Source organism: Chitinophaga varians (assembly GCF_012641275.1).
In the GTDB taxonomy this organism is placed as follows: Bacteria; Bacteroidota; Bacteroidia; order Chitinophagales; family Chitinophagaceae; genus Chitinophaga; species Chitinophaga varians_A.
Genome location: NZ_JABAIA010000001.1, coordinates 2,395,130 through 2,417,811, shown reverse-complemented (window position 1 = coordinate 2,417,811; position 22,682 = coordinate 2,395,130). Strand labels below are relative to the sequence as shown.

Sequence of the window (22,682 nt, the reverse complement as noted above, 5' to 3'; positions counted from 1 at the left end):
GGGTGCTGTTGTTAACTATTCAGCCGGGTCATGTCCATCACTACCTGTCGGGCAAACACTTCCAGTTTAGCTTCTTCCAGAAATTCAAGTTGATAATAATACTCTCCTTTGGAAGTCATTTCATGATGATTGTTATTCATTTCAAAGTGGCTGCGATAAAAGAGCGTGAGTATGCTTCTGGGTTGCGTGGGATTGATACTGCAGCTTCCTAACCGGGCATCAACGAACGTAATAACAATCCTGTCATCATCGTTGGTGAACCGCAGTTCCAGCTTTTTGGCCATCAGGCTGTAGGTAATGCGGATGCATTTAAAATCGTTGTGCAGGTCGTAATACATGTCGCCTATCTCGCCGGACAGCAGCGTATCGAACAAGACGGTATGTGTTACGTCTTTTTTCATCAGAACTGCAATTTAAAGCTGCCAAATACGCCGAATTTCTTATTGGCCGGTTCATCTGGCAATACATCCGGAGCTACGCGCCAGATGAAGTCCACCCGCAGGAATTTAAAGATGTTTTCGATGCCGGTGCCAACTTCCAGGTAAGGGTTGCCTTCGAGTGTACGGAAAGGATAGCCGTTATAGAGGTTGAGTTTTTTATTTGGTTCTGACAGAGAGCCCACTACCCCTTTGGCGGTCCAGAACTGGCGCCATTTCAACTTCTTGATGAGTGGTATATATCCGAAGATACCGTTGCCGATGGTATGTTCCACGTTGAAACCAACATATTGATCGCTGAGGAATTCGAAGCGGTTCATCATGTTGAAGGCGTATTTGTTGTAGTAGTAGATCTCGTTGCCCGGATGTACTTCGAGGGAAGTGTAAGGCACGGTGCCGAAGATCTTGCCACCAAAAACGTTATAGTACAGGGAGCCGAAAGGAGGCAGCTTCACATAGTCAGACACGCTGAGGGATACACGCTGATATTGCTGGCCGCTGTTGGCGATACCCGGGATACCGACAGCGTACTTCAATTCCGTGATGGGGTATTTGCTGCCAAGGCTGATCCGGTAGTAGTTGCCTTCCAGGAATTGTTCATGAAAAGCCCAGCGGAGCTTCAGTTCCACTTCTGTGGTGGTGAGCGGGTCGCGGTTACTGATGGTTTTGGGAAAGAACTCAGCGGTTGGCAATGGCTCGTATGGCCTGGCCTGTTTATGGAGCAGCGTTATCTGGTGAGAGAAGCCGCTGTAATATTCTTTAAAGAATTCCAGCCGTTGTTCCTGTATCATGAGGAACTTCTGCGGGATACCGTTTTTGCGGATGGCGAGGGTGAAAATGTTGTCGGTGCCTACTTCATCGTAGTAGTGGGAGCCGTTGTCAAGGTCTTTCGTGTAGGCGCCGTAGAGATACATGCGCGGATGTCTTTTCAGCAGCCAGAGGGCGGACATTTTTCCTTTATAGACGTTGTCCTTGAAGCCGTAGGCCAGGTATCCGTAGAGGTAGATGTCTTTGTTGAACTTGGGCGTGGTGCCCAGGTCGAGCCGCAAACGGAACCCTTCCAGCCGGTTTTGCGAAAACAGGTAATAGTAAGGTCCCCACTCTATGGGGCCGAACGGTTTATAGCCTGTTGCCAGGAAGCGGATGGTATTGGAGTATTTCTGGAAGAGCGGCATCCGTTGGAGGGTGTCGATCATTTTGTAGATACCCATCTCATTTTTGCTGAGACTGTCCGGGCGGTTGTCCTGCCAGAAAGATTCTTTGCGGATGCGCGCGCTGTCGAGCACTACGACAGCCTCCGGGTATTTTTTGTCACTGAAAATGTTGGTGGCGGCAGTATCGTTCGTGATCACATTATCGTAGGTGGTGCTTTTGCGGCCGATAAAATCGAATGTTTTACCGGGTTTGGGGCTGGGTGCCCAGAAGTCGGCCACGAACTTGTCTTTATAAAGGAACCAGGTGCTGTCGTGCAGCTGCCGGAATTCCTGCACCATGCTCACGCGGCGGACAAAGTTGATGTTGGCATCTTTCGGTACAGAAAGGGTGGCTTTCATGACGGCGTAGGTAGTGTCATGTACCCAGATGTCGCCGATGAACGTGTTCTCTCCTTTTCGTTTAGGCGTAAAGTTGAGTTTGATGAACCGCTGGCTGCTGATGTACTGTGTATCGGCTATTTTATAGTCGTAGTAGAAGGCGCCGTTGTGGTGTATCGGGCTGACGAACTGTTTATCGAATACCGGAATGAAATTGTTGTAGACATTGATATTTTGGTACATGCCACCGAGGAATTTCGTCACGCTTTCGTTGTCGATGCCGGAGGTACGGGCGGCTTTGATGACTTCTTTTGTTTTCCGGGGAGATGATTGAAAATAATAATCCGACAGGGATTCGGTCAGGAAGATAGGGAGGAATGGTTTATCTTCTGATGTGCTGTCGATATTATCGAGGATGAAAGCAAATGGTTTGGTGAACCTGTTTCTGGACAGTTTTTCCTTGTTCAGGTTTTTCATGTCCAGTTCCAGTTTATTGTAAACTTCGTATTTATAATTATCGAGCCGGTTGTAATTATTTTCCGGTTTGTGTTTAACGATCTGTTTAAGGAGGATGAGGGCGAAGTTAACGTTGGCTTTTATTTCGTATGTTTTGAGGGAGAGATCTGAGCGGGTGACTTCAAAGTTGATGGTTTGCTCGTTCAGGGTACGGTTGACCGGCATTTTAAGAATGGTATATCCCATTACCCTGACCAGTAAGGAATCTGACGGGATAACATTTAACTCAAATAAAAATTTTCCTTCGGCATTGCTGACCATACCAGTTTGTGTGTGATCAAACTGAAGGGTGGCGAAGGGAATGATTTCCTGCGAGTGCGCATCTCTCACTGTTCCACTGACCTTATATTGCTGCGCCATCAATTCTGTACACCAAACGCTTATGCCTATTAGGACCGCTATAATTCTTTTCCAACCAAACATATCTGACAACAAACTTAGAGTATTTAACGCTAACCTGTATAGTTGCTTTCCTGAAGGTAACGCAGTTATGACGAAAAAAATATATTTTGAAATACCGGAAATTATTTTAGCTTTGTATTGCAAAGTGCTTTTTAGTATGACAGACGACCAACAACATTTGCAGACGTTAACAGACATCAAGCGTATCATGGAGCGCAGCAGCCGGTTTATTTCACTGAGCGGGCTGAGTGGCGTGTCTGCGGGGCTGTGCGCCCTGGTGGGTGCCTGGCTGGCGCGTGTTTGGCTGGTGGCGTATTATGAGCGTTGGGACAGCACGGGCGTATATAACGATGCCGACTATGCGGACCTGAAGGTTAAACTGATTACCACTGCCTTGGTGGTAATGGTGGCAGCGGTAAGCGGAGGGCTCTTTTTCACGTGGCGCCGGGCGAAGAAAAACAATCTTCCCATATGGGACGTGACAAGCCGTAAAGTACTGATCAATGTGTGTATTCCGCTGGCAGCCGGTGGCGCTTTTGCGGCGGGGATATTGTACAACCATATGGAAACGCTGGTGGCGCCTACCTGTCTGGTATTCTATGGCCTCGCGCTGGTGAATGCCAGTAAGTATACCCTGCCGGAATTACGTTATCTGGGCATCCTGGAAATCCTGCTTGGTATCGCTAATCTTTTTCTTTTGCGTAAAGGGCTTTATTTTTGGGCAGTGGGTTTTGGCGTGTTACACATCGTTTATGGTATCGTAATGTGGTGGAAATATGAGAGAAAGGGAAGCTTTCAATAATTAGCATGAATCCGATCGGTAATTTAAACAAGATATTTGAGAGCCGCATCCGACTGGGTGTAATGAGTGTGCTGATGGTAAATAATGAGGTCAATTTTAATGACCTTAAGCAGATGCTGGAAGTCACTGATGGTAATCTGGCCTCTCATCTCAATACCCTGGAGGAAAACGGCTACATCAAGGTATACAAAGGGTTTATTGGCCGCAAAACCAATACCACCTACGCTATTACCACTGCCGGGGAAAAAGCCTTCAAAGGCCATCTGGCGGCCCTTGAACACATGATCAAATTCACTAAATAATTTTTTTTGTCTTTTTACTTTGAAACACAAAGTGCTTTTTAAAAAATCATACCATGGAAGTTCCCGAAAACAACCTCAACACCTCCTTTTTTAGTCGTTACGCTTACGCCTTCAAAGCGATTGTCATTGTCATCATGATGATGGTATTACTGATCCCGGCCAGCATGATCACCGACGTCATCCGCGAACGCCAGGACAGGCAGTCCTCTGCTGTGGAAGAAGTCAGCAGCCGCTGGGGATACGAACAACATATTACCGACCCTATTCTGGCCATTCCCTATACCGTTGCCGGTTCCGCCAACGCCAATTACGTGTACCTGTTACCGGAACAATTAAAAATCAATGGAGAATTGTTGCCCCAAAAACTTAAAAGAGGCATCTTCAGCGTGGCCGTCTACGACGCCAAAATGCAGCTGAGTGGCTCCTTCAGCCCTGCCGCCATCTACAAATCAGGCGTACCGCCATCCGCCCTGAAATGGGACCAGGCATCCGTTATCATGGGCATCACCGACCTGCGTGGCATAGACAACCAGGTTAAAATGGTCTGGAACGGGAAAACATTCCCTTTCAGCCCCGGCGTGGTCAATACTGACCTGTTTAAAAGTGGCATCCAGTCCCCGGTATCGCTGGCCTCCGGCGATACCGCGGCCCTCGCCGGCACCTTCTCCCTGGAACTGGGCGTAAAAGGCTCAGGCAGGATCAGCTTCTCCCCCGTGGGTAAAACCACTACGGTACATACCAGCTCCAGCTGGCCCGACCCCAGCTTTGACGGCGCCTTCCCGCCGAAAGACCGCCGCGTGGACGCCAAAGGCTTTAGCGCTGCCTGGGAAATACAAGACCTCAACCGCGAATATCCCCAGAGCTGGGCCGGCAATAAATACGATATCCACAGCGCGGATTTCGGCATCAAATTCTTTATGCCGGCTGAAAGCTACCAGCAGTCCATCAGAGCGGTGAAATACGCTATCCTCGTCATCGGGCTTACCTTTATTATCTTCTATTTTATTGAACTCTCCCAACGCCGCGCCATTCATCCATTACAGTACGCCCTTGTAGGCCTCGCCCTCTGTATTTTCTATACCCTGCTGATATCCATATCAGAACAGCTTAACTTTACACTGGCCTACCTGATTGCCAGCGGTCTCACCATAGGCCTGATATCACTGTATGTGGCCAGCGCCTATAAAAGCGGCCGTATCGCTGCAGGCATTGGTGGTACCTTGCTGTTGTTGTACGGTTTTATCTATGTGATTATCAGCGCGGAAGACCAGGCCCTCCTGATGGGCAGCATTGGTCTCTTCCTGACACTGGCTGCCATCATGTATTTCAGCAGGACCATCAAATGGGACAAATTATCCGAAAAATCAACAGTACAATAAAATATGAGGAAAGATTCTTATTTCAGCAAACGGGTGGCCAGTTTCGGATATGCTTTCAGCGGGATAGCGGCTTTTCTTCGCAGTGAACCCCACGCGCGCATCCACCTGGTGGCCACTATCGTGGTAACGGCAGCCGGCTGTTGGTATAAGCTTTCCAGGATGGAATGGATATTGCTGATCATTACCATCGCGATGGTCTGGGTCACAGAAATGCTGAACACCGTCATCGAAAAAATCATGGACCACCTGTCGCCCGACTATCATCCACGTGTAAAGTGGATCAAGGACGTGGCGGCAGGTGCCGTGCTCATCGCGGCTATCGCCGCCGCCGGCATCGGCGCCCTGATATTTATCCCCCATATCCTGTCAACGGTTAATCATTAAAAAAACATTTGAACCATGCGACTGAAAGGCATCTTCCGTTTGATCCGGCAGCGGGTTGCGAAAAACCAGCAGCGATATACGCTGTACTTTTCCATTCTGTTTAGCCTGGCACTGTTGTGCTATCGTATATACCATTCCGGTACTTACCTGCGTGTATCTTTGGTGTGGAATCTTTTCCTGGCCTACGTGCCCTTTGCTATTACCCGCTGGATGGAAAAACATCCCGCGGAAATCAACAACCGCCTTACCTGGTACGGCTGTTTCGTCGCCTGGTTGTTATTCATTCCAAACGCTCCCTATATCCTCACGGACCTGTTCCATCTCTTCGATGGCGGTGTACCGCTCTGGTTCGACCTGTTCGTGATATTCTCCTTTGCCTGGAACGGTATGATGCTGGGCTACATGTCTATCCGCAGCATGGAACACCTCTGGAGCGCCCGCCATACCCGCTGGCCGGCCTGGCTGTTTACCTTCCCGGTAATGTTCCTCTGTGGCATGGGGGTATATATTGGCCGCTATCTTCGTTATAACAGCTGGGACCTGGTAAAAGACCCGCTGACGCTTCTGGGGGATATGAGAGACATTGTCCTGCATCCGGTGGAAAACCGCAGCGCCTGGGCTTTCACGATCTGCATGGGCGTCTTCCTCAGCCTGATGTATCCGCTGGTAAAAAAACAAAGCATTTAGGGTTTGTTGATTTACGATTTTGAAATTTCGGGATCATAACAGCGAAGTATAAAAGAAGTATAAATAAAAGAGAAGACCGAAGCAATCGCTTCGGTCTTCTCTTTTATGCGCTTGGGGCAATCCCCGAAATTCCAAAATCGTAAATTAAAAAATCCCTAAATCAGAAGTCCACGCCCATACCGAAATACCAGATCGGGCTGCCACGGAAGAACGCTACCATCGGCCAACCGGCATCTACACGAAGGAAGTAGCCGGCAATGGTAGTACGCGCACCGAAGCCATAACCGCCAATGAACGGACCAAGGAAACCTTCTTTGATACGGGTGGTCACCAGTCCGTTATCATCGTTGTAGCTGGTATAATTAGCGTCTTTAAAGCTCAGTTTCTCATTCCAGGCGGTACCAATGTCCATGAAGGTGGTTACCTGGAAGTTGCGCAGGAAAGCAGAGTTGATCGGTTTCTCGATGAAGGTGGCGAATACCGGCAGACGTAATTCTGTATTGAGCAGCATCACGTTGTTACCGTTTTTCGCATTCTGTTTGTAGCCACGCAGGTTTTCCGCCAGGGTCTGGAATGCGTAGTTGGCGCTCATATTCACCGGCGTATTGGTGTTGATCTGCGGGTTCAGCCAGTTGTCGATACCACCGAGGTAGTACAGCAGTTTGCGGGTACCCCAGGACATATCCAGTGAAAAGCGGGTAGCCCAGATGAAGTTGCGGTATATTTTCTCGTAGTGTCTAACGTCAACGCCCATATTATAGGTGAACCGTCCGCCGTTGGCAGGTGAATTCGGGTTGAAGATCTCATTCAGGCCGCCATTGGTCAGCTGGGAATTGATCTCTCCATAGACCTTGTAGCGGGTACCGTTCCATATGTTGATGGCCGGATTGATGGTATTGTCATATACATATTCCAGTCGGCCGATCGCATAACTTTCGCTGTAGTTTTTGCTCAGCAGTGACGGTTTCTCCACAGCCTGCGCCACCAGCTTATCGGTACGGTAACCAACAGTCAGGCGGATGCTGCGTACCTGGTCAAACGGATAACGTGCTTCTACCTGGTACAGGTTGGTGATGAACTTGGCGGGGGCACGGAATTGTCCCAGCGTAGAGTCGTTCACGATAACGTCGTTGTTTTTGTCCACTTTACGGTAGTAGGTGAACTTATAATCGAAGCGTTTCTTCAGGTAATTGGCCGTGAAGAAATACTCGGAACCCTGCAGGGAAGACGGAATACGGAACCCGCCGTTAAACTTCAGGTCCTCAAACAGATCGCTGACGCCTATACGAATTAACCCGTTCACAGGATCAGTCAGGCGGATCGGGCCAGACGGAGGACCGGTAAACGGCTGGTATTTGTTGATCAGGATAGAGTTGTCCAGCTGCAACACCAGGTAGTCCGATGCGAATTTGAACTTATAAGGGAAGAGCTTCGCTTTTTTCAGCACCGGTTCTTCTTTTTTCTTCTCGAATAGGCCCGGGATGGATGAAGATGGTGTGGTACCGGACACATTGTTATTGTTATTATTATTAGCATGACTGGTGGTATCCGCCGGATCATTGCCAAACTCGTTCTGGAAGAAGTTGGTATGCGGCGTGGTGTCTTTTGGGGCTGCCTGTTCAGAATAGGTAGGCAGGCCTAAACGAAGGCTGTCGGCATGCATTTCCGCCCGGCGGAAGTTGGTGGGACGGGCGTTTACATTTCTTTTCTTCAGCACGTTGGTGTCTACCTTCAGTTTCATGAGCCGTTTGATACCGGCATAGCCTACCACTTCGGATACTTCGCCCTGCTCGCCGGTGATGCGGGATTCCTGGATACCGTACGGATAGTTGGATATCGGGAAAGTGTAGGTAGAGTCCATGGTGATGGCCACCGCCTGTACAGAGTCCGGAGCAGTGGTGCCATAGGCTGCCAGCGTGGAGTCCAGCTCCTCCTTGTCCGGGTTATGGAGTATTTCCGAGCCTACGAAGAAAAGCGAGTCCACTCCGGCATTTTTTGATTTGAAGAAGCCGGCATAACGGTTACGGATACCGTTGGCATCTGACACAAAGGTGAAGTGCGTAGTGTTATACTGCATGGGCAGTCTGGCATCGCCATACTTCAGGTCGGTGAGCTGTGTGATCTGTTTTTCGCTGCTTTTGTTCCAGTTGTCCACCATGAAGATGTTGAACGGCCTGTTAGGCAGGGTGGTGTCGCTGCCTCTTCCTTTGGGCACGGGCCTGTTGGAAGAGTAGATGATACCGCTTTTGCCCGGGAAGGCGGCGAAAGACGGGTCGAGGTCGTCGTATACGTCGTTGGTGATCTGGTCAGTTTTGGAATTGCTGATGCTGTAGGTGAAGATGTCGGTATGTCCGTTTTTGATGGCAGACAGCAGGAGGGTATTTTCCTGTACCGGCATGTATTTGAAGTCCACCACACGGTCAAACTGCGGCAGGTCCTGACGTAGGGTCGTTTTCGTGATGAGGTCGTAGACCATCAGTTTGGTCTTGCCTTCATGCTCATATACGACGGCGAGGCGGTTACCTTTGGTATTCCAGGCCATCAGCGGATAGTTAGGGTCCACCTGGTTGGCCAGCTGCATGACGCCACTGCGCAGGAGCACTTTGGGTTTGTTCCAGCCCAGCTGTATTTGTACGCGGTAGACGCCTTTTTTGAATTCTACCACGGCATATGAGTTGTTTTTAGGATTGGGATTGAAGCGGTAGTAATCGGATTTACCGATTTCCTGTGCAACAATAGTGCGGCCTTTGGCAGATGTTTTACGTCTGCGGTTATCTTCAGCAAAACGTTTCTGGTAAAAAACGAAGAAGTCCTGGGTGGCTTTTTTGGGTGTCTGGTTGAGCACCTGCTCGAAGCCTTTTTTCAGCCCCCTGTTGATACGGGTGATGTACATCAGGTAAGGAACGGCATCTTTGCCATATTTGCTTTCCACATAGTACCAGAAAGCTTGTCCGGCCAGCAGTGGTTTATCATAGGCCAGTTGGTTGAAGCTGTTGTATTTACCGGAGAGCAGCACGGACTTCAGTTCTTCATCGAGCTTGGCGGTCCAGTTTTCGGCCGCGTAGGCGATAAAGCCGTCGGTAAACCATTTCGGGAAGTCTATCAGGGCGGCGTTGCCGGCAAATTCGCCGATGTCTTCACCAAAGAGAAGGGTTTCCAGCAGAATGCGGGCTATTCCCTGGCGGATCTGGCGGTGCAGGTTTTCGTGGTTGCCATCGTAGTAAACGATCATTTTATTGCCTACCAGCTTAGTAACGCCTCCGGTGTTCTGCCAGTCAACACCGATGCCGATATTGGACTGTTTCATCTCTCCGAAGCTGTTATAGACCACAATATTGATGCGCTGGCGGGGATTCGACTCCATGAACTGTTCTATCGAAGGTAATTCCTTTTCGGCTACCTGGACAACGTACTTGCCCAGTTCCAGCCCGTTCTGGCTGAAATAGGTGTTGAAATGCCGGCTTTGGTAATATCTCCACTTAAAATTCTTGAACTGAACACGATTTTGGCCGAATTCAACGGTATTGGTCTGGGCTTGTGTAACGAATGTTCCAAGTAATAGGGCACCGAATAATAACCTGGTAATAAATCTGTTCATACAGAAAGTATTGATAATATTGTGATCTGTTTTAAAATTAGCTAAAAATCAGGTAACATGATCGAAATCCAACAATTCACTTTTGGTCCTCTCCAGGAAAACACCTACCTGCTTATTAACGGAAAAAGGGAATGTATAATTATAGACCCGGGTTGTTATTTTCAGGACGAAAGAAAAGAATTATTACAATATATACAAACGGAACACCTAAATGTTACAAGATTGCTGAACACTCACTGCCACTTTGATCACATCTTCGGTAACAAACTGGTATCGCAAACCTATGGCTTAAAACCGGAGTTTCATGAGAAAGAACAGGTGGTGATGGACAATTCCCAGGCAGTGGGTGCCATGTATAACCTGCCGTTCGACCCCTCTCCCATGCCTGGGCGTTATATCGTGGAAGGAGAAAAGATTCCCTTTGGCGCTCATGAACTGGATGTGCTTTTCACACCAGGCCACTCGCCCGGAAGTATCTCCTTTTACTGCGCTGACCAGCAGTTTGTGATTGGAGGCGATGTGCTGTTTTACCAGAGCATCGGCCGTACAGACCTGCCAGGCGGCAATCATGCCACCCTGCTGAACAGTATCCGTGAGAAGCTGTTTGTATTGCCGGATGAAACCCGGGTGTTCCCTGGGCACGGTCCCGCCACTACGATTGGGTTTGAGAAGAAATACAATCCTTTCCTGGTATAGGAACTTGCCTATTTAATGTATTTCCCGATAAACGGCATCCGGGCGAACTCCTTTTTCTCCATCCGGAAGATAAACCATGCATAGGCTCCAAACAACAAGGTGGCCACTGCAAGGGATAAAGGCTTCATGGCATAGATATCGCCGGGGGAAAGCACTTTGGCATTCAGCCAGCTGAACACATAGTAGGTAAGCACGGCCAGCCCGATGTAGGTGATCAGTTTAGGGAGATGGTAAGGTATCGGGTAATAACGCTGCCCCCATACGTAGCAGACCACCATCTGCACGAAATAGCAGACCATGGTGGCCAGTGCGGCCCCATAGTAGCCCATTACGGGTATCCACCAGTAATTAAGAAGGAAAGCCAGTACAGCCGTGATCAGGGTGATGATGGCACCGGTCTTGGTACGGTCGGTGAGTTTGAACCAGATAGTCAGGTTGTAATAAATGCCGAGGAACATGTTCGCCAGCAGCAGCACGGGCACTATCCGCATGCCCTGGTAGTAGAAGGGCACCCGCAGGAATATCTTCCAGACATTGAGGTACAGGCTTACAAAGAGGAACATGAAGCAGAGCATCACTACAAACAGCTTCATAATCCTGGCATATACCTTTTGAGGGTCTCGACTTTCCGCCTGCTTAAAGAAGAAAGGCTCCGCCCCTAACCGGAACGCCTGTATGAACATGGTGATCAGTATGGCGAGCTTGTAGTTGGCGCTGTACAGGGCGATGATCTCTTTTTTGGCCTCCATATTGTTGCCGGGAAGGAACTGTGGCAGGAACCAGGCCCTGTCAAAGGTCTCGTTGACCATGCCGGCCATGCCTACAATGATCAGCGGCAGGGCGTAATGGAGCATCTTTTTCCAGAGCGCGGGGTCAAACTTCCATTCTATCTGCCGTATTTGCGGCAGGAACAGCACCAGGGTGACCGCGCTGCCCAGCATATTACTGAGGTAGATATATCCCGTTTGGTCGCTGCCGTTATGCAGGCCCGGTACCCACTGATGACCGGCTGCAGCCAGTTTGGGGCAGATGACCAGGAAAAAGATATTGAAAAAGATAGTAGTCAGGATACCGGCTACCCGGATGGCGGCATACCGCACCGGGCGGCCTTCCAGCCGCAACTGCGCAAAGGGGATGGCTGTCAGCGCGTCAAAGGCCATGAGCAGCACGATGTAGGTGTAAAACGCCGGATGCCCGGTAAGCCCGGCCAGTTCCCCGGTGTACGAATTGATCACCGGCCCCCGTAGCAGCAACAGCAGGATAGTGATGGATATCGTGGATATCAGCAGGGATATGGTGGACGTGCCCAGCACATGGGATTTGTTTTCCTGTTTGGCAAACCTGAAAAAGGCCGTCTCCATACCATAAGTGAGCACAATATTGGCGAAAGGGATATAGGCATATACGTTAGACATCTCCCCGAAGGAGGCCCTGCTTAAAATGCCGAGGTAAAAAGGCGTCAGGAAATAATTGAGCAGCTTGCTCACAATATTACTCAACCCGTAATAAACCGTCTGTCCTGCCAGTTTCTTGATGCTCAAACCCTAAAAATTTTATGCAAAATACAATTGCCGTTATTCAAAATTGCCTCTCCGCAGCTGTTTTTTCTCAGACAACCGCTTCTTGAACTGTATCCTTTTTTCAACTACCGCCTTGGGTATTTTGGTGGCTATTCTTTTCTTGCGGGGGACCAGTGCTTTGTTGACCAGGTCATTTATTTTGAAAATAACCTCCTGTTTGTTGCCCAGCTGGGTACGGGCCGTCTGTGATCTTACCTGTAGGATGCCTTCCGAATTGATACGGTTGGCCAGCTTCTCATGGAGCAGTTGTTTCTGCTCAGGGGTTAACAAGGCGGAGGCTTCAATGTTAAAAGCACCTTCCACCATGGTTTCCACCTTGTTCACATGCTGTCCGCCGGAACCGCCGCTGCGGGCCGTTCGGAAGGTGAGCTCAGGTGTAACATTAATGTTCATTGTATGATTCTTTTTTGTAATGCAAATTTACGTTAATTGGCCGGCAAAATCAATTCCGCGGCCGAAAGTCCCGGGTTGTAACGTTGAAAACAACGAAAAGGAGTTTCCGAAGGTAAGCATAATGGATGGCACATCACAAAAAGCCAGGACTGCCTGTGGCTGACTGGCTGAAATGAACAGTAGGAAAAAGATCACCGGGAAAAAGGAATGAGATAAGCGTCAGTGCTGTCTTTTTTAAGTGGTACAGCGTTATCCCCGACGGTAACGCCGGTAAGTTCGGAGGAACAGGCAACCTGCCTGAATACCATATTTATTTTCAACTGCACGACCTTGCCGGTTTGGCCAACTTCAAGCACCATGTTTGGCGCGGCAGGTCCCTGGAGATAGGTAACGCTGTTACGACGGGTGGCCTTTTCCACCCAGAAGCCGGATTGGCCATTGGGCCGGATAAATCGTACACTGTCAAGCGGAATAGTGGCTCCCGGGCCGGTGACGAGATCTGCGCCGGTTTGCGGATCGGTCAACCGGAACGGGAAACCGATGGCCGCCTTCAGGGTAGCAATGTCATTGCTGTTACAGGGAGTTTTGTCCTTACGGCTGCAGCTGCCTGCCAGCAGGGCGACTAACAGGATACCTGGTAAAATACGTGGCATAAACAATAGATTTTGGTATCTGTTAAGCGTACAAAAGCAGGAAATGTTACCGTGGTTTGTCTTAATTTTCCGCCTGATTAAAACAGGAATTTGATATGAGAGCAGTTATACAGCGGGTATCCGAAGCATCTGTCACAGTGGATGGCGTTATCACCGGCCAGATCGGGCAGGGCCTGCTGGTTTTGCTGGGCATTGAAGATGCTGACGGCCCGGAAGATATCCAGTGGCTGAGCAGCAAGATCGTCAACCTGCGCATTTTCAACGATGATGCCGGCGTAATGAACGTTTCCGTAAAAGACATGCATGCTGACATACTGCTGGTCAGCCAGTTTACCCTGCACGCTTCTACGAAAAAAGGCAACAGGCCTTCGTATATCCGTGCCAGTAAACCGGACGTGGCCATCCCCCTGTATGAAAAAATGATCGTACAGCTGGAGCAGGACCTTGGGACCACCATCCAGCGCGGCATCTTTGGCGCTGATATGAAAGTAGCGCTGCTCAACGATGGGCCGGTCACTATTATTATAGACACCCACCAGCGGGAATAACATAAAACCATTATGCCTGCAATCCGTTATCTTTAAACACTACAATTCATTATCCATGACTATACAGGAAGCACAGGAAAAAATCGACAACTGGATCAACACTACCGGGGTACGCTATTTCAGTGAGCTGACCAATATGGCCATCCTCACGGAAGAAGTAGGTGAAGTGGCCCGTGTAATGGCCAGGCAGTTTGGCGACCAGTCTGCTAAAGACAGTGACAAAAAAAGGGAACTGGCCGATGAACTGGCCGATGTCATGTGGGTGGTGTTATGTATTGCCAATCAAACCGGCATAGACATGACCGTGGCACTGGAGAAAAACTTCGACAAAAAAAATATCCGGGACGCTACCCGGCATACCAACAATCCTAAACTGAAATAATCACCCGCACTACGCCTATGCCACAGGAAGCAAATGCCTATGCATGCTTTTTGCTTCCTGTGGGTAAAAACCTGCAGCATGAATAAAACAATGGGAAAAATACAACTGTACTGGACGGTGCTAAAGGCGTCCGGCAGTGCTTTTATAGACGATAAAGTGCTGAAACTCAGCGCCGCGCTGGCTTATTATACTATCTTCTCCGTAGCTCCCATGCTCATTATCATCATCTTCTTCTGTGACCTGTTCCTTGGAAAGGAAGCGGTGGAAGGCAGTATATATGGCCAGATACAAGGCCTGGTTGGTAGCGAGGCGGCCATCCAGATACAATCCATGATCCGCAACGCTACCCTGTCCAACGATATGAGCTGGGCCACCATGGTGGGTTTTGTGACACTGATCATTGGCGCCACCGGTGTGTTTGCAGAAATACAGGATTCTATCAATTTTATCTGGGGACTGAAATCGAAGCCCAAGAAAAACGGCCTGCTGCGTATGCTCATCAACAGATTGTTGTCTTTTTCGCTGGTAGTCAGCATGGGCTTTATTTTGCTGGTATCGCTGGCTGTCAATGGCCTGGTGGAGCTGTTTCAGAATGTACTGACACAGCTTATCCCTACTAAATTGACCACCACCCTCATCGTATATGTGGCCAACCTGGTAGTGCCTTTCCTGGTGATCACCACCCTGTTTGCCATCATCTTCAAGGTCTTGCCCGATGCGCGGATCAAATGGAAAGACGTGCGGGTGGGCGCTGTGGCGACGGCCGTGCTGTTTATGATCGGTAAATTCGCCATCGGCTACTACCTGGGAGCCAGCAAGGTCAGCTCTACCTATGGGGCGGCAGGTTCTGTGGTCATTATCCTGTTATGGGTATACTATTCCGCAGCCATCCTGTATTTCGGAGCGGTTTTTACCCGCCAATACATAAAGCACTCCGGAAGAGAGATCTACCCCAATGATTATGCTGTCTGGGTAAAACAAATAGAAGTACCTCATGAGCCCCCAGCCCCCGTTGATGCGGTGGAAGAGGGGTAAAAATATTTATCTTAGTTAGATATATATAATAAAATAATTACAATCATATTTTCAAAATTGGCATTTATCTTTGCGCGACTATGTCTACAGATCAGAATAAATTCCAGGCGATCATATCGCACTGTAAAGAATACGGTTTTGTTTTTCAGTCCAGCGAAATATACGATGGGCTCAGCGCGGTGTACGACTACGGTCAGTACGGTTCCGAGCTGAAAAAAAATATTAAGGACTACTGGTGGAAAAGCATGACCCAGCTGCACGAGAACATCGTGGGGATTGATGCGGCCATCTTTATGCACCCTACCACCTGGAAGGCGTCCGGTCACGTGGACAACTTCAGCGATCCCATGATCGACAACAAGGACAGCAAAAAACGCTACCGGGTAGACCACCTGATTGAAGCGTATGCTGAAACGCTGCCTGAAGCAGAAGGCAACGCCGTGCTGGCCCAAATGGACGAGCTCCTGAAAGAAAATGACTTCGCAGGCCTGAAAACCCTGATCGAAGAGAAAAAGATAAGCTGCACTGTCAGCGGGACATCCAACTGGACAGACGTCCGTCAGTTTAACCTGATGTTCTCCACCCAGCTGGGCAGTGTTACTGACGAAGCCAGCGAAATATACCTGCGTCCGGAAACTGCACAGGGTATCTTCGTGAATTTCCTCAACGTGCAGAAAACCGGCAGGATGAAAGTGCCTTTCGGCATCGCGCAGATTGGTAAAGCCTTCCGTAATGAAATCGTTGCCCGTCAGTTCATTTTCCGTATGCGTGAATTTGAACAGATGGAAATGCAGTTCTTCGTACGCCCTGGCACACAGAAAGAATGGTATGAGAAATGGAAAGAAGAAAGGATGCAATGGCACCTGAGCCTCGGCACCGATCCTTCCAAATACCGTTTCAAAGACCACGTGAAACTGGCGCACTACGCCGATGCCGCTGTGGACATCGAATTCGACTTCCCGATTGGCTTTAAGGAAGTGGAAGGTATCCACTCCCGTACTGACTTCGACCTGAAACAACACCAGGAATACAGCAAGAAAAAAATCCAGTATTTCGATACGGAAATAAACCAGAACTACGTGCCTTACGTGATAGAAACCTCTATCGGTCTGGATCGTATGTTCCTGCTGACAGTCTGCAACGCTTACGAAGAGCAGGACCTCAGCACACCGGAAAAGCAGGACAGCCGCGTGGTACTGAAGTTCCCCGCGAAACTGGCGCCTATCAAACTGGCGGTGTTCCCGCTGACCAAAAAAGATGGTCTGCCGGAAGTCGCGCAATTACTCGTAAATGAGTGTAAACAACATTTCCATTGCTACTACGAGGAAAAAGATAGTATTGGCAAACGTTACCGCCGTCAGGACGCCATCGGTACGCCTTTCTGCGTGACCATTGACCACCAGACCAAAGAAGACGGAACCGTTACCATCCGTTACCGTGACTCCATGGAGCAGGAACGCGTTCCGCTCACAGAAGTGAAAAACATTGTTCTGAGCAAGATCATGTAACATATCAGGGGCCACAGCCGTTTAATTCGTATATCCCTTACCCCTATGCATATACGAACTGTAACGACTGTGGCCCTTTTGTTTTGCAGTATTTCCCTTTCTGCCCAAAACACGCCCCGGGACTCCACCCTTCATTCCCGCCCCCGCAAAGAACAACCGGTTTATTTGCCTAAGAAATGGCCGCATGTCGTGTATGGCACGCTGTTCGGGCCTGCCTGCGGTATTGGCGTTAACTATGATACGCGTTTTAATGGAAAAAGAACTGGTTGGGGAATGCGCGTAGGCGCCGGTATCGTGCCTCGTTATGAGGAAACATGGTACTCTCATAAACGTGTCCCGGCGGGAAGAACAATCCGGGACAGTACAATTACACACGGCTTTTCCGTTCCCGACCGCCCCACTCTCTTTGGAGGTATTAATTATGTGTTCGCCCTGCCTGATCCGGACAGGAACTGCCTGGAAGTGGGTGGTGGTATGACTTACATGTTTGGCGACTCGCTTTGGTTTGAAGAAGGGGCTTCGGATCGCACTATTCTGGGGTGGTTGTCAATCGGAGGCCGGCGGCATTTTATCAATAAACATTTTATATTCAGGATAGGAGCTATGCTGATGTTTTCTTCCAATCAGGTAACCCCTAATATGGACACAGGTTTCGGCTATTGTTTCTAAGCTTTATCCGTACAGCTCAAGATGTATGTCATGGCGGTCGTACCCCATAGCGGTGATGCGCTGCCGTGCCTCATCTATCATGGCTTTCCAGCCGCAAAGGTAGAAGTTGGCGGGCCGTTTGTCGCCGGCGAGGATTTCCTCGTAGATGCTGTGTACGTAGCCTTTTTTGCCGGCCCAGTCTTCCTGGCGGCTCAGCGTGGGGATGTAATGAAAGCGTGGCATGTCCTTGTCCAGCTGCCGCATTTCATCAGCGTACAGCAGGTCCTGTTCGTACCGGCAGCCAAAAATCAGATGGATATTGGGATGTGGCAGCTGATGCAGCTGTATATGATGCACCATGGAACGGAACGGCGCTATGCCAGTACCGGTGCAGATCAGGAACAGGTCTTTTTCCATGTCTGCCGGCAGGGTGAACATGCCCAGCGGGCCTCTTACCTGTAAGGTGCTCCCCTCTTTGATCTCATTGAAAAGATAGGTGCTGCCAACACCTCCCTCCAGCAGCACGATCACCAGTTCAAATTCATTGGTGCCGTCCGGATGGGATGCAATGGAATAACTGCGCCAGCGCTTGTTTTTCTTTTCATGAATGGGAAGGTCCAGGGTGACAAACTGCCCTGGCTTGAAATCAAATCGTTCCAGCTCTGGTATACGTATCCAGAAACGCCTTGTATTGGGTGTTTCATCTAACAGCCGGGTGACGATGCCTGTATACCAGATCTCCTGCATGGAAAAAGGAATTTGGTGTCACTGAATATAACAAAACATTTTGAATTTTATCATTTGAATATTTGGCCAGTGTGCCATTGGCTCTTTTGCTGTTACGAAAAACAAATAATTAAATCTCTAAATAACCAAATAAACAAATGTTCGTATCTTTGCAACCTTCATGAATTTACAGGCTGTATTACAATTATTTCAACGTGATGCCCGCCTGCAGACGCTGGTGAAGGGGATTCAAACACCCGCCCCACAATACTTTCAGCTTTCTTCCCTGAGTGGGAGTGCAATAAATTTTGTGGCAGTATCAGTCTGGGCCAATGCAGAAGCGAACCATCTCTTTATTCTGAATGATAAAGAGGAGGCAGCCTATTTCCAGAACGATCTGGAAGAACTCAGCCAAGCGCTGGATATTTTCTATTTCCCCGATTCCTTTAAAAAAACCGGACAGTTCCAGGAGTTCAACAGCAGCCACAGTATGTTGCGTACGGAAGCGCTGATGAAATTTTCCGGAGACAGTATCCGTAAAAAAGTACTGGTCACCTATCCCGAAGCACTCTGGGAGAAAGTGGCCGGCAGCAAGGCCTTCAGCTCCAATATGGTGCAGCTGAAAGTAGGAGACGTGCTGAAAGTGGACCCGCTGCTGGAGAAGCTGATAGGCTGGGGGTTTGAACATACCGACTTTGTATATGAGCCAGGCCAGTATGCCCTGAGAGGTGGTATCCTGGATATCTATTCTTTCGGCAACGAAAAGCCGTACCGTATTGAACTGTTTGGGGAAGATATCGACTCTATCCGCCTGTTTGACCCGGAATCACAGCTTAGCGAACGCAAGCTGACACAGGTGACGCTCATCGCTAATATGGACACCCACACGGTAGACCATCTGAAAACGTCACTCGTGGAATTCCTGCCCGCCAATACCGTAGTATGGATGAAAGACCCTGCTTACATCCAGGGCGTGGTGGAACAGATGGAACAACGGCTCGATGACTGGCTGCTGACCGGTCAGAAAGTGAAGGTGAACGATGACGAAGACATGGCGCTCAGCAGCGATGACTTCGTAAAAGCCGCTCCCCTCATGGAACAGCTGCTAGAGAAAACGACCGTGGTTTTCGGTAATAAAGAATACCTCACGGAGAAAGGCATAGCATCAACGACCATCGCCTTTGATACACAGGAACAGCCCGTCTTCAACAGACAGTTCGATCTCCTGATCAAAGACCTCGCGCAACATAACAACAACAAATATTCTCTCTTTATATTCGCTGATAACCCGCGCCAGCTCGAACGTTTGCGCAGTATCTTCGAAGACCTGAAGGCAGACTTTGTCTTCTTCCCCATACCGGTGGCCATCAGCCACGGGTTCATTGATCATTCCCTGAAACTTGCCTGTTACACGGACCACCAGATCTTCCAGCGTTTTCACAAATCAAGGGTAAAACAAGCCTACAACAAAAACAAGGCGATTACCATGAAAACCTTGCGGGAGCTGCAACCCGGCGATTACGTAACACACATCGACCATGGCGTGGGCGTGTACAGCGGTTTGCAAAAGATCGAATCCGGTGGCAAAATGCAGGAAGCTATCCGCATCATTTACAAAAACAACGACCTGTTGTATGTAAATATCAACTCCCTGCACAAAATCAGCAAATACACCGGCAAAGAGGGCGTGGAGCCGAGAGTCAACAAACTCGGCAGCGACGCGTGGGACAAGCTGAAAGAAAAAGCCAAAACACAGGTCAAGGACATAGCCAAAGACCTGATCAAACTATACGCCGTGCGTAAAGCCCAGCAGGGTTTTGCACACGCACCGGACACCTATCTGCAAACAGAACTGGAAGCCTCCTTCCTGTATGAAGATACGCCGGACCAAAGTAAAGCTACCGCCGATGTGAAAAGGGACATGGAAGGCCCCGCCCCCATGGACCGTCTCGTATGTGGCGACGTAGGCTTCGGTAAAACAGAAGTCGCTATCCGCGCCGCTTTCAAATCCATCGTGGACGGGAAACAGGCTGCCGTACTGGTGCCTACTACCATCCTCGCGTTCCAGCACTATAAAACGTTCTCCGAGCGCCTGAAAGATTTCCCCTGCACGGTGGACTATCTTAACAGGTTCAAATCTTCCAAAGAGAAAAAAGAAACGCTTAAAAAGCTGGAGGAAGGCAAGATCGACATCATCATTGGTACACACGCCCTGTTGAGCAAAGACGTGAAGTTTAAGGACCTGGGCGTGCTGGTGGTGGATGAAGAACAGAAATTCGGCGTATCTGCCAAAGAAAAACTGAAACAGCTGAAACATAACGTGGATACCCTCACCCTAACGGCAACGCCTATACCAAGAACGTTGCAGTTTTCGTTGATGGGTGCCCGTGACCTTTCCATTATCAATACGCCGCCGCCTAACCGGCAGCCTATTGAAACGGAAGTACAGGTCTTCAATCAGGATGCTATCCGCGACGCCATTTATTATGAAACGGAAAGAGGCGGGCAGGTGTACTTTGTGCATAACCGCGTAAAAGGCCTGGCGGAAATGTCTTCACTGATACAGGGCCTTTGCCCTGATCTGGCAATTGCTACGGCCCATGGCCAGCTCGAAGGCCATCAGCTGGAAGAAGTCATTCTCGATTTCATTGACCGCAAATACGATGTGCTGGTATGTACCAATATCGTGGAAAGCGGCGTGGACATCCCCAATGCCAATACCATTATCATCAATAATGCGCACCACTTCGGGCTGAGCGATCTGCACCAGCTCCGTGGCCGTGTAGGACGCAGTAACAAGAAGGCTTTCTGTTACCTGCTGGCGCCTCCCATGAGCACACTCACGGCCGACAGCCGTAAGCGCCTGCAAACCCTTGAACAGCACAGTGAGCTGGGCAGCGGCTTCCAGATCGCTATGCGCGACCTCGACATCCGTGGCGCTGGTAACCTGCTCGGTGGCGAACAAAGCGGTTTCATGGCGGAAATAGGCTTCGATATGTACCAGAAGATCCTGGACGAAGCTATCCGCGAACTGAAACAAAACGAATTCCGCGATCTCTTTAAAGAACAACTGGAAGAGAAAAAAGACTTCGTCAATGACTGTACAATCGATACTGACCTCGAAATACTGATCCCGGATACTTATATAGAAAGTATCCAGGAACGTCTGAACCTATACCAGGAACTGGACAACACCACAGACGATGGCAGGTTACAACAGTTTGAACATGAACTGACAGACCGCTTCGGCCCCATGCCCGACCCAGTAAAAGACCTGCTCACCATGATACGCTGCCGCTGGATGGCTATTCAGCTGGGCTTCGAGAAAATGATGCTCAAAGAAGAAAACCTCCGCTGCTACTTTATCAATAACCCCGACTCCCCCTATTTTGAATCACCTACGTTCAACCATATATTAACGTATATACAAACCCGTACCAACAACGCCAAACTTAAACAGGTAGGCAAAAACTTTATGCTGGTGGTAAACCGTATCCGTAATATGAACGATCTCTATGCTTTCCTCAAAGGCATAACCGACAGCCGCAAATAATTTTCTGTAACTTTTTTATTGCATAATCGTTTCATTCATAATATGAAACGAATGATTTAATTCGACTATATGATGCCGTTGAAAAATTTTTTCCCCTGCTTTTGTGGAAACACGGTTTTGTACTGCATCATGAGGGTGTAATAAACATCGAAAACAATTTTTTTAAATAAGAAAAACAAAGACACATGAAAAAGGTAATGTTATTAGCCGCCGGATTATTCTTCGCTCTGAGCACTTTTGCCCAACAGGCTGACAATAAACAGGTAAAGAAAATTGAAGTAACTGGTTCTGCTGAAATAGAAATCACACCTGATGAGTTAAACCTGGACATCGCCCTGAGAGAATATTTAAAAGGGAAAACAAAAGTGGACATCACCACCCTGGAAAAACAACTGGTGAAAGCCATCGCTGATGCTGGATTACCTAAAGAAACCCTCACCATCGAAAACGTGAACGGCTTTAACAACGAGTTCTTCCTGCGTAAGAAAAAAGATCCGGTTGAATTTATGACCCGCAAGCAATATCGCCTGAAACTGACCAGACTGGATAAAATCAACGATATCCTGGGCGCTATAGACGCGGAAGGTGTGGAAAGCACCCGCATCGCTTCTTATACTTCCAGCAAAATGGACCAGTACCGTAAGGAAGTAAAAATCAAAGCCATAAAAGCGGCTAAAGAGAAAGCGGAATATATGCTGGCAGCTATCGGTAACAGCATCGACGGTATCCTCGAAGTACAGGAAATCAGCACCGATAACTATACTGATTACCGTCCGCAGATCATGTCCAACGCAATGTTCAAATCTGCTGATGCAGTAGGTGGTGGCGCTCCTGAAATTGATTTCAAATCCATCAAAGTTCGCGCTGAAGTAAGAACAGTATTTACCATCAAATAACCTACATCATAAAAATGAAAAAGCC

20 protein-coding genes are annotated in these 22,682 nt (G+C 48.9%); 13 read left to right on the top strand and 7 right to left on the bottom strand.

The window, feature by feature from the left end; translation table 11 throughout:
* Positions 1–11: 11 nt before the first annotated feature.
* Positions 12–401 (bottom strand): hypothetical protein, encoded by a 390-nt coding sequence (locus tag HGH92_RS09785; protein WP_168870543.1) that lies wholly within the window; start codon positions 399–401, stop codon positions 12–14.
* Entirely contained in the window at positions 401–2,845 is a 2,445-nt protein-coding gene (locus tag HGH92_RS09780) for a DUF5686 family protein (protein WP_168870542.1), read from the bottom strand. The genes HGH92_RS09785 and HGH92_RS09780 overlap by 1 nt, the downstream gene beginning before the upstream one ends.
* A gap of 199 nt (positions 2,846–3,044) precedes the next feature.
* On the opposite strand from HGH92_RS09780, the gene HGH92_RS09775 reads away from it, so the two are divergent.
* The 5 genes from HGH92_RS09775 to HGH92_RS09755 are packed head-to-tail and all read left to right on the top strand — an operon-like array spanning position 3,045 to position 6,441.
* Positions 3,045–3,689, top strand: a complete 645-nt coding sequence (locus HGH92_RS09775; RefSeq protein WP_168870541.1) for a hypothetical protein — start codon at positions 3,045–3,047, stop codon at positions 3,687–3,689.
* Positions 3,690–3,694: 5 nt separating this feature from the next.
* On the top strand, positions 3,695–3,991 hold the full coding sequence (locus tag HGH92_RS09770) for a winged helix-turn-helix domain-containing protein (protein ID WP_168870540.1): 297 nt from the start codon (positions 3,695–3,697) through the stop codon (positions 3,989–3,991).
* Positions 3,992–4,044: 53 nt separating this feature from the next.
* Positions 4,045–5,370 carry a cell envelope integrity protein CreD gene (gene creD, locus HGH92_RS09765; protein ID WP_168870539.1) on the top strand — a complete coding sequence of 442 codons (1,326 nt, stop codon included), beginning with the start codon at positions 4,045–4,047 and terminating at the stop codon, positions 5,368–5,370.
* A gap of 3 nt (positions 5,371–5,373) precedes the next feature.
* On the top strand, positions 5,374–5,754 hold the full coding sequence (locus HGH92_RS09760) for a diacylglycerol kinase family protein (protein WP_168870538.1): 381 nt from the start codon (positions 5,374–5,376) through the stop codon (positions 5,752–5,754).
* Between the two features lie 15 nt (positions 5,755–5,769).
* The gene (locus HGH92_RS09755; protein WP_168870537.1) at positions 5,770–6,441 is read left to right on the top strand and encodes a DUF1361 domain-containing protein; all 672 of its coding nucleotides are present in this window, start codon (positions 5,770–5,772) and stop codon (positions 6,439–6,441) included.
* Positions 6,442–6,601: 160 nt separating this feature from the next.
* Here the strand turns inward: HGH92_RS09755 and HGH92_RS09750 are convergent, their stop codons facing one another.
* Entirely contained in the window at positions 6,602–10,039 is a 3,438-nt protein-coding gene (locus HGH92_RS09750; protein WP_211092568.1) for a hypothetical protein, read from the bottom strand.
* Between the two features lie 57 nt (positions 10,040–10,096).
* Between HGH92_RS09750 and HGH92_RS09745 the strand changes: the two genes are divergently transcribed.
* Positions 10,097–10,735 (top strand): MBL fold metallo-hydrolase, encoded by a 639-nt coding sequence (locus HGH92_RS09745; RefSeq protein ID WP_168870536.1) that lies wholly within the window; start codon positions 10,097–10,099, stop codon positions 10,733–10,735.
* A gap of 8 nt (positions 10,736–10,743) precedes the next feature.
* Here the strand turns inward: HGH92_RS09745 and HGH92_RS09740 are convergent, their stop codons facing one another.
* The 3 genes from HGH92_RS09740 to HGH92_RS09730 form a co-directional block, all read right to left on the bottom strand.
* A complete protein-coding gene (locus HGH92_RS09740; RefSeq protein WP_168870535.1) occupies positions 10,744–12,276 on the bottom strand; it encodes a polysaccharide biosynthesis C-terminal domain-containing protein in 1,533 nt (510 codons plus the stop codon).
* 33 nt (positions 12,277–12,309) lie between these two features.
* The gene (arfB, locus tag HGH92_RS09735) at positions 12,310–12,708 is read right to left on the bottom strand and encodes an alternative ribosome rescue aminoacyl-tRNA hydrolase ArfB (RefSeq protein WP_168870534.1); all 399 of its coding nucleotides are present in this window, start codon (positions 12,706–12,708) and stop codon (positions 12,310–12,312) included.
* A 191-nt stretch (positions 12,709–12,899) separates the two neighbouring features.
* Positions 12,900–13,361: a hypothetical protein gene (locus HGH92_RS09730; protein WP_168870533.1), complete on the bottom strand. Its 462-nt coding sequence runs from the start codon at positions 13,359–13,361 to the stop codon at positions 12,900–12,902.
* 95 nt (positions 13,362–13,456) lie between these two features.
* Here HGH92_RS09730 and dtd point away from each other — a divergent pair, with 95 nt between their 5' ends.
* From dtd to HGH92_RS09705, 5 genes are all read left to right on the top strand, one after another.
* Positions 13,457–13,909, top strand: coding sequence for a D-aminoacyl-tRNA deacylase (dtd, locus tag HGH92_RS09725; RefSeq protein WP_168870532.1), 453 nt, complete (start codon positions 13,457–13,459; stop codon positions 13,907–13,909).
* A 55-nt stretch (positions 13,910–13,964) separates the two neighbouring features.
* The gene (locus HGH92_RS09720) at positions 13,965–14,291 is read left to right on the top strand and encodes a nucleotide pyrophosphohydrolase (protein WP_168870531.1); all 327 of its coding nucleotides are present in this window, start codon (positions 13,965–13,967) and stop codon (positions 14,289–14,291) included.
* Between the two features lie 78 nt (positions 14,292–14,369).
* Complete coding sequence (locus tag HGH92_RS09715; protein ID WP_247654858.1) at positions 14,370–15,326, top strand: YihY/virulence factor BrkB family protein; 957 nt, start codon at positions 14,370–14,372, stop codon at positions 15,324–15,326.
* 80 nt (positions 15,327–15,406) lie between these two features.
* Entirely contained in the window at positions 15,407–16,834 is a 1,428-nt protein-coding gene (locus HGH92_RS09710; RefSeq protein ID WP_168870530.1) for a glycine--tRNA ligase, read from the top strand.
* A 45-nt stretch (positions 16,835–16,879) separates the two neighbouring features.
* Positions 16,880–17,503, top strand: coding sequence for a hypothetical protein (locus tag HGH92_RS09705; RefSeq protein ID WP_168870529.1), 624 nt, complete (start codon positions 16,880–16,882; stop codon positions 17,501–17,503).
* 3 nt (positions 17,504–17,506) lie between these two features.
* Here the strand turns inward: HGH92_RS09705 and HGH92_RS09700 are convergent, their stop codons facing one another.
* Positions 17,507–18,229, bottom strand: coding sequence for a ferredoxin--NADP reductase (locus HGH92_RS09700; protein ID WP_168870528.1), 723 nt, complete (start codon positions 18,227–18,229; stop codon positions 17,507–17,509).
* Between the two features lie 289 nt (positions 18,230–18,518).
* Between HGH92_RS09700 and mfd the strand changes: the two genes are divergently transcribed.
* Both mfd and HGH92_RS09690 read left to right on the top strand, forming a co-directional pair.
* Positions 18,519–21,761 (top strand): transcription-repair coupling factor, encoded by a 3,243-nt coding sequence (gene mfd / locus HGH92_RS09695; protein WP_317166384.1) that lies wholly within the window; start codon positions 18,519–18,521, stop codon positions 21,759–21,761.
* A gap of 185 nt (positions 21,762–21,946) precedes the next feature.
* Positions 21,947–22,657 (top strand): SIMPL domain-containing protein, encoded by a 711-nt coding sequence (locus tag HGH92_RS09690; protein ID WP_168870526.1) that lies wholly within the window; start codon positions 21,947–21,949, stop codon positions 22,655–22,657.
* Positions 22,658–22,682 lie beyond the last annotated feature (25 nt).

Excerpts from the sequence above, each read along its gene's own strand:
- HGH92_RS09785 (WP_168870543.1), bottom strand. The coding sequence starts at position 401 with ATGAAAAAAGACGTAACACATACCGTCTTGTTCGATACGCTGCTGTCC.
- HGH92_RS09780 (WP_168870542.1), bottom strand. The coding sequence starts at position 2,845 with ATGGCGCAGCAATATAAGGTCAGTGGAACAGTGAGAGATGCGCACTCG.
- HGH92_RS09775 (WP_168870541.1), top strand. The coding sequence starts at position 3,045 with ATGACAGACGACCAACAACATTTGCAGACGTTAACAGACATCAAGCGT.
- HGH92_RS09770 (WP_168870540.1), top strand. The coding sequence starts at position 3,695 with ATGAATCCGATCGGTAATTTAAACAAGATATTTGAGAGCCGCATCCGA.
- creD (WP_168870539.1), top strand. The coding sequence starts at position 4,045 with ATGGAAGTTCCCGAAAACAACCTCAACACCTCCTTTTTTAGTCGTTAC.
- HGH92_RS09760 (WP_168870538.1), top strand. The coding sequence starts at position 5,374 with ATGAGGAAAGATTCTTATTTCAGCAAACGGGTGGCCAGTTTCGGATAT.
- HGH92_RS09755 (WP_168870537.1), top strand. The coding sequence starts at position 5,770 with ATGCGACTGAAAGGCATCTTCCGTTTGATCCGGCAGCGGGTTGCGAAA.
- HGH92_RS09750 (WP_211092568.1), bottom strand. The coding sequence starts at position 10,039 with ATGAACAGATTTATTACCAGGTTATTATTCGGTGCCCTATTACTTGGA.
- HGH92_RS09745 (WP_168870536.1), top strand. The coding sequence starts at position 10,097 with ATGATCGAAATCCAACAATTCACTTTTGGTCCTCTCCAGGAAAACACC.
- arfB (WP_168870534.1), bottom strand. The coding sequence starts at position 12,708 with ATGAACATTAATGTTACACCTGAGCTCACCTTCCGAACGGCCCGCAGC.
- HGH92_RS09730 (WP_168870533.1), bottom strand. The coding sequence starts at position 13,361 with ATGCCACGTATTTTACCAGGTATCCTGTTAGTCGCCCTGCTGGCAGGC.
- dtd (WP_168870532.1), top strand. The coding sequence starts at position 13,457 with ATGAGAGCAGTTATACAGCGGGTATCCGAAGCATCTGTCACAGTGGAT.
- HGH92_RS09720 (WP_168870531.1), top strand. The coding sequence starts at position 13,965 with ATGACTATACAGGAAGCACAGGAAAAAATCGACAACTGGATCAACACT.
- HGH92_RS09715 (WP_247654858.1), top strand. The coding sequence starts at position 14,370 with ATGAATAAAACAATGGGAAAAATACAACTGTACTGGACGGTGCTAAAG.
- HGH92_RS09710 (WP_168870530.1), top strand. The coding sequence starts at position 15,407 with ATGTCTACAGATCAGAATAAATTCCAGGCGATCATATCGCACTGTAAA.
- HGH92_RS09705 (WP_168870529.1), top strand. The coding sequence starts at position 16,880 with ATGCATATACGAACTGTAACGACTGTGGCCCTTTTGTTTTGCAGTATT.
- HGH92_RS09700 (WP_168870528.1), bottom strand. The coding sequence starts at position 18,229 with ATGCAGGAGATCTGGTATACAGGCATCGTCACCCGGCTGTTAGATGAA.
- HGH92_RS09690 (WP_168870526.1), top strand. The coding sequence starts at position 21,947 with ATGAAAAAGGTAATGTTATTAGCCGCCGGATTATTCTTCGCTCTGAGC.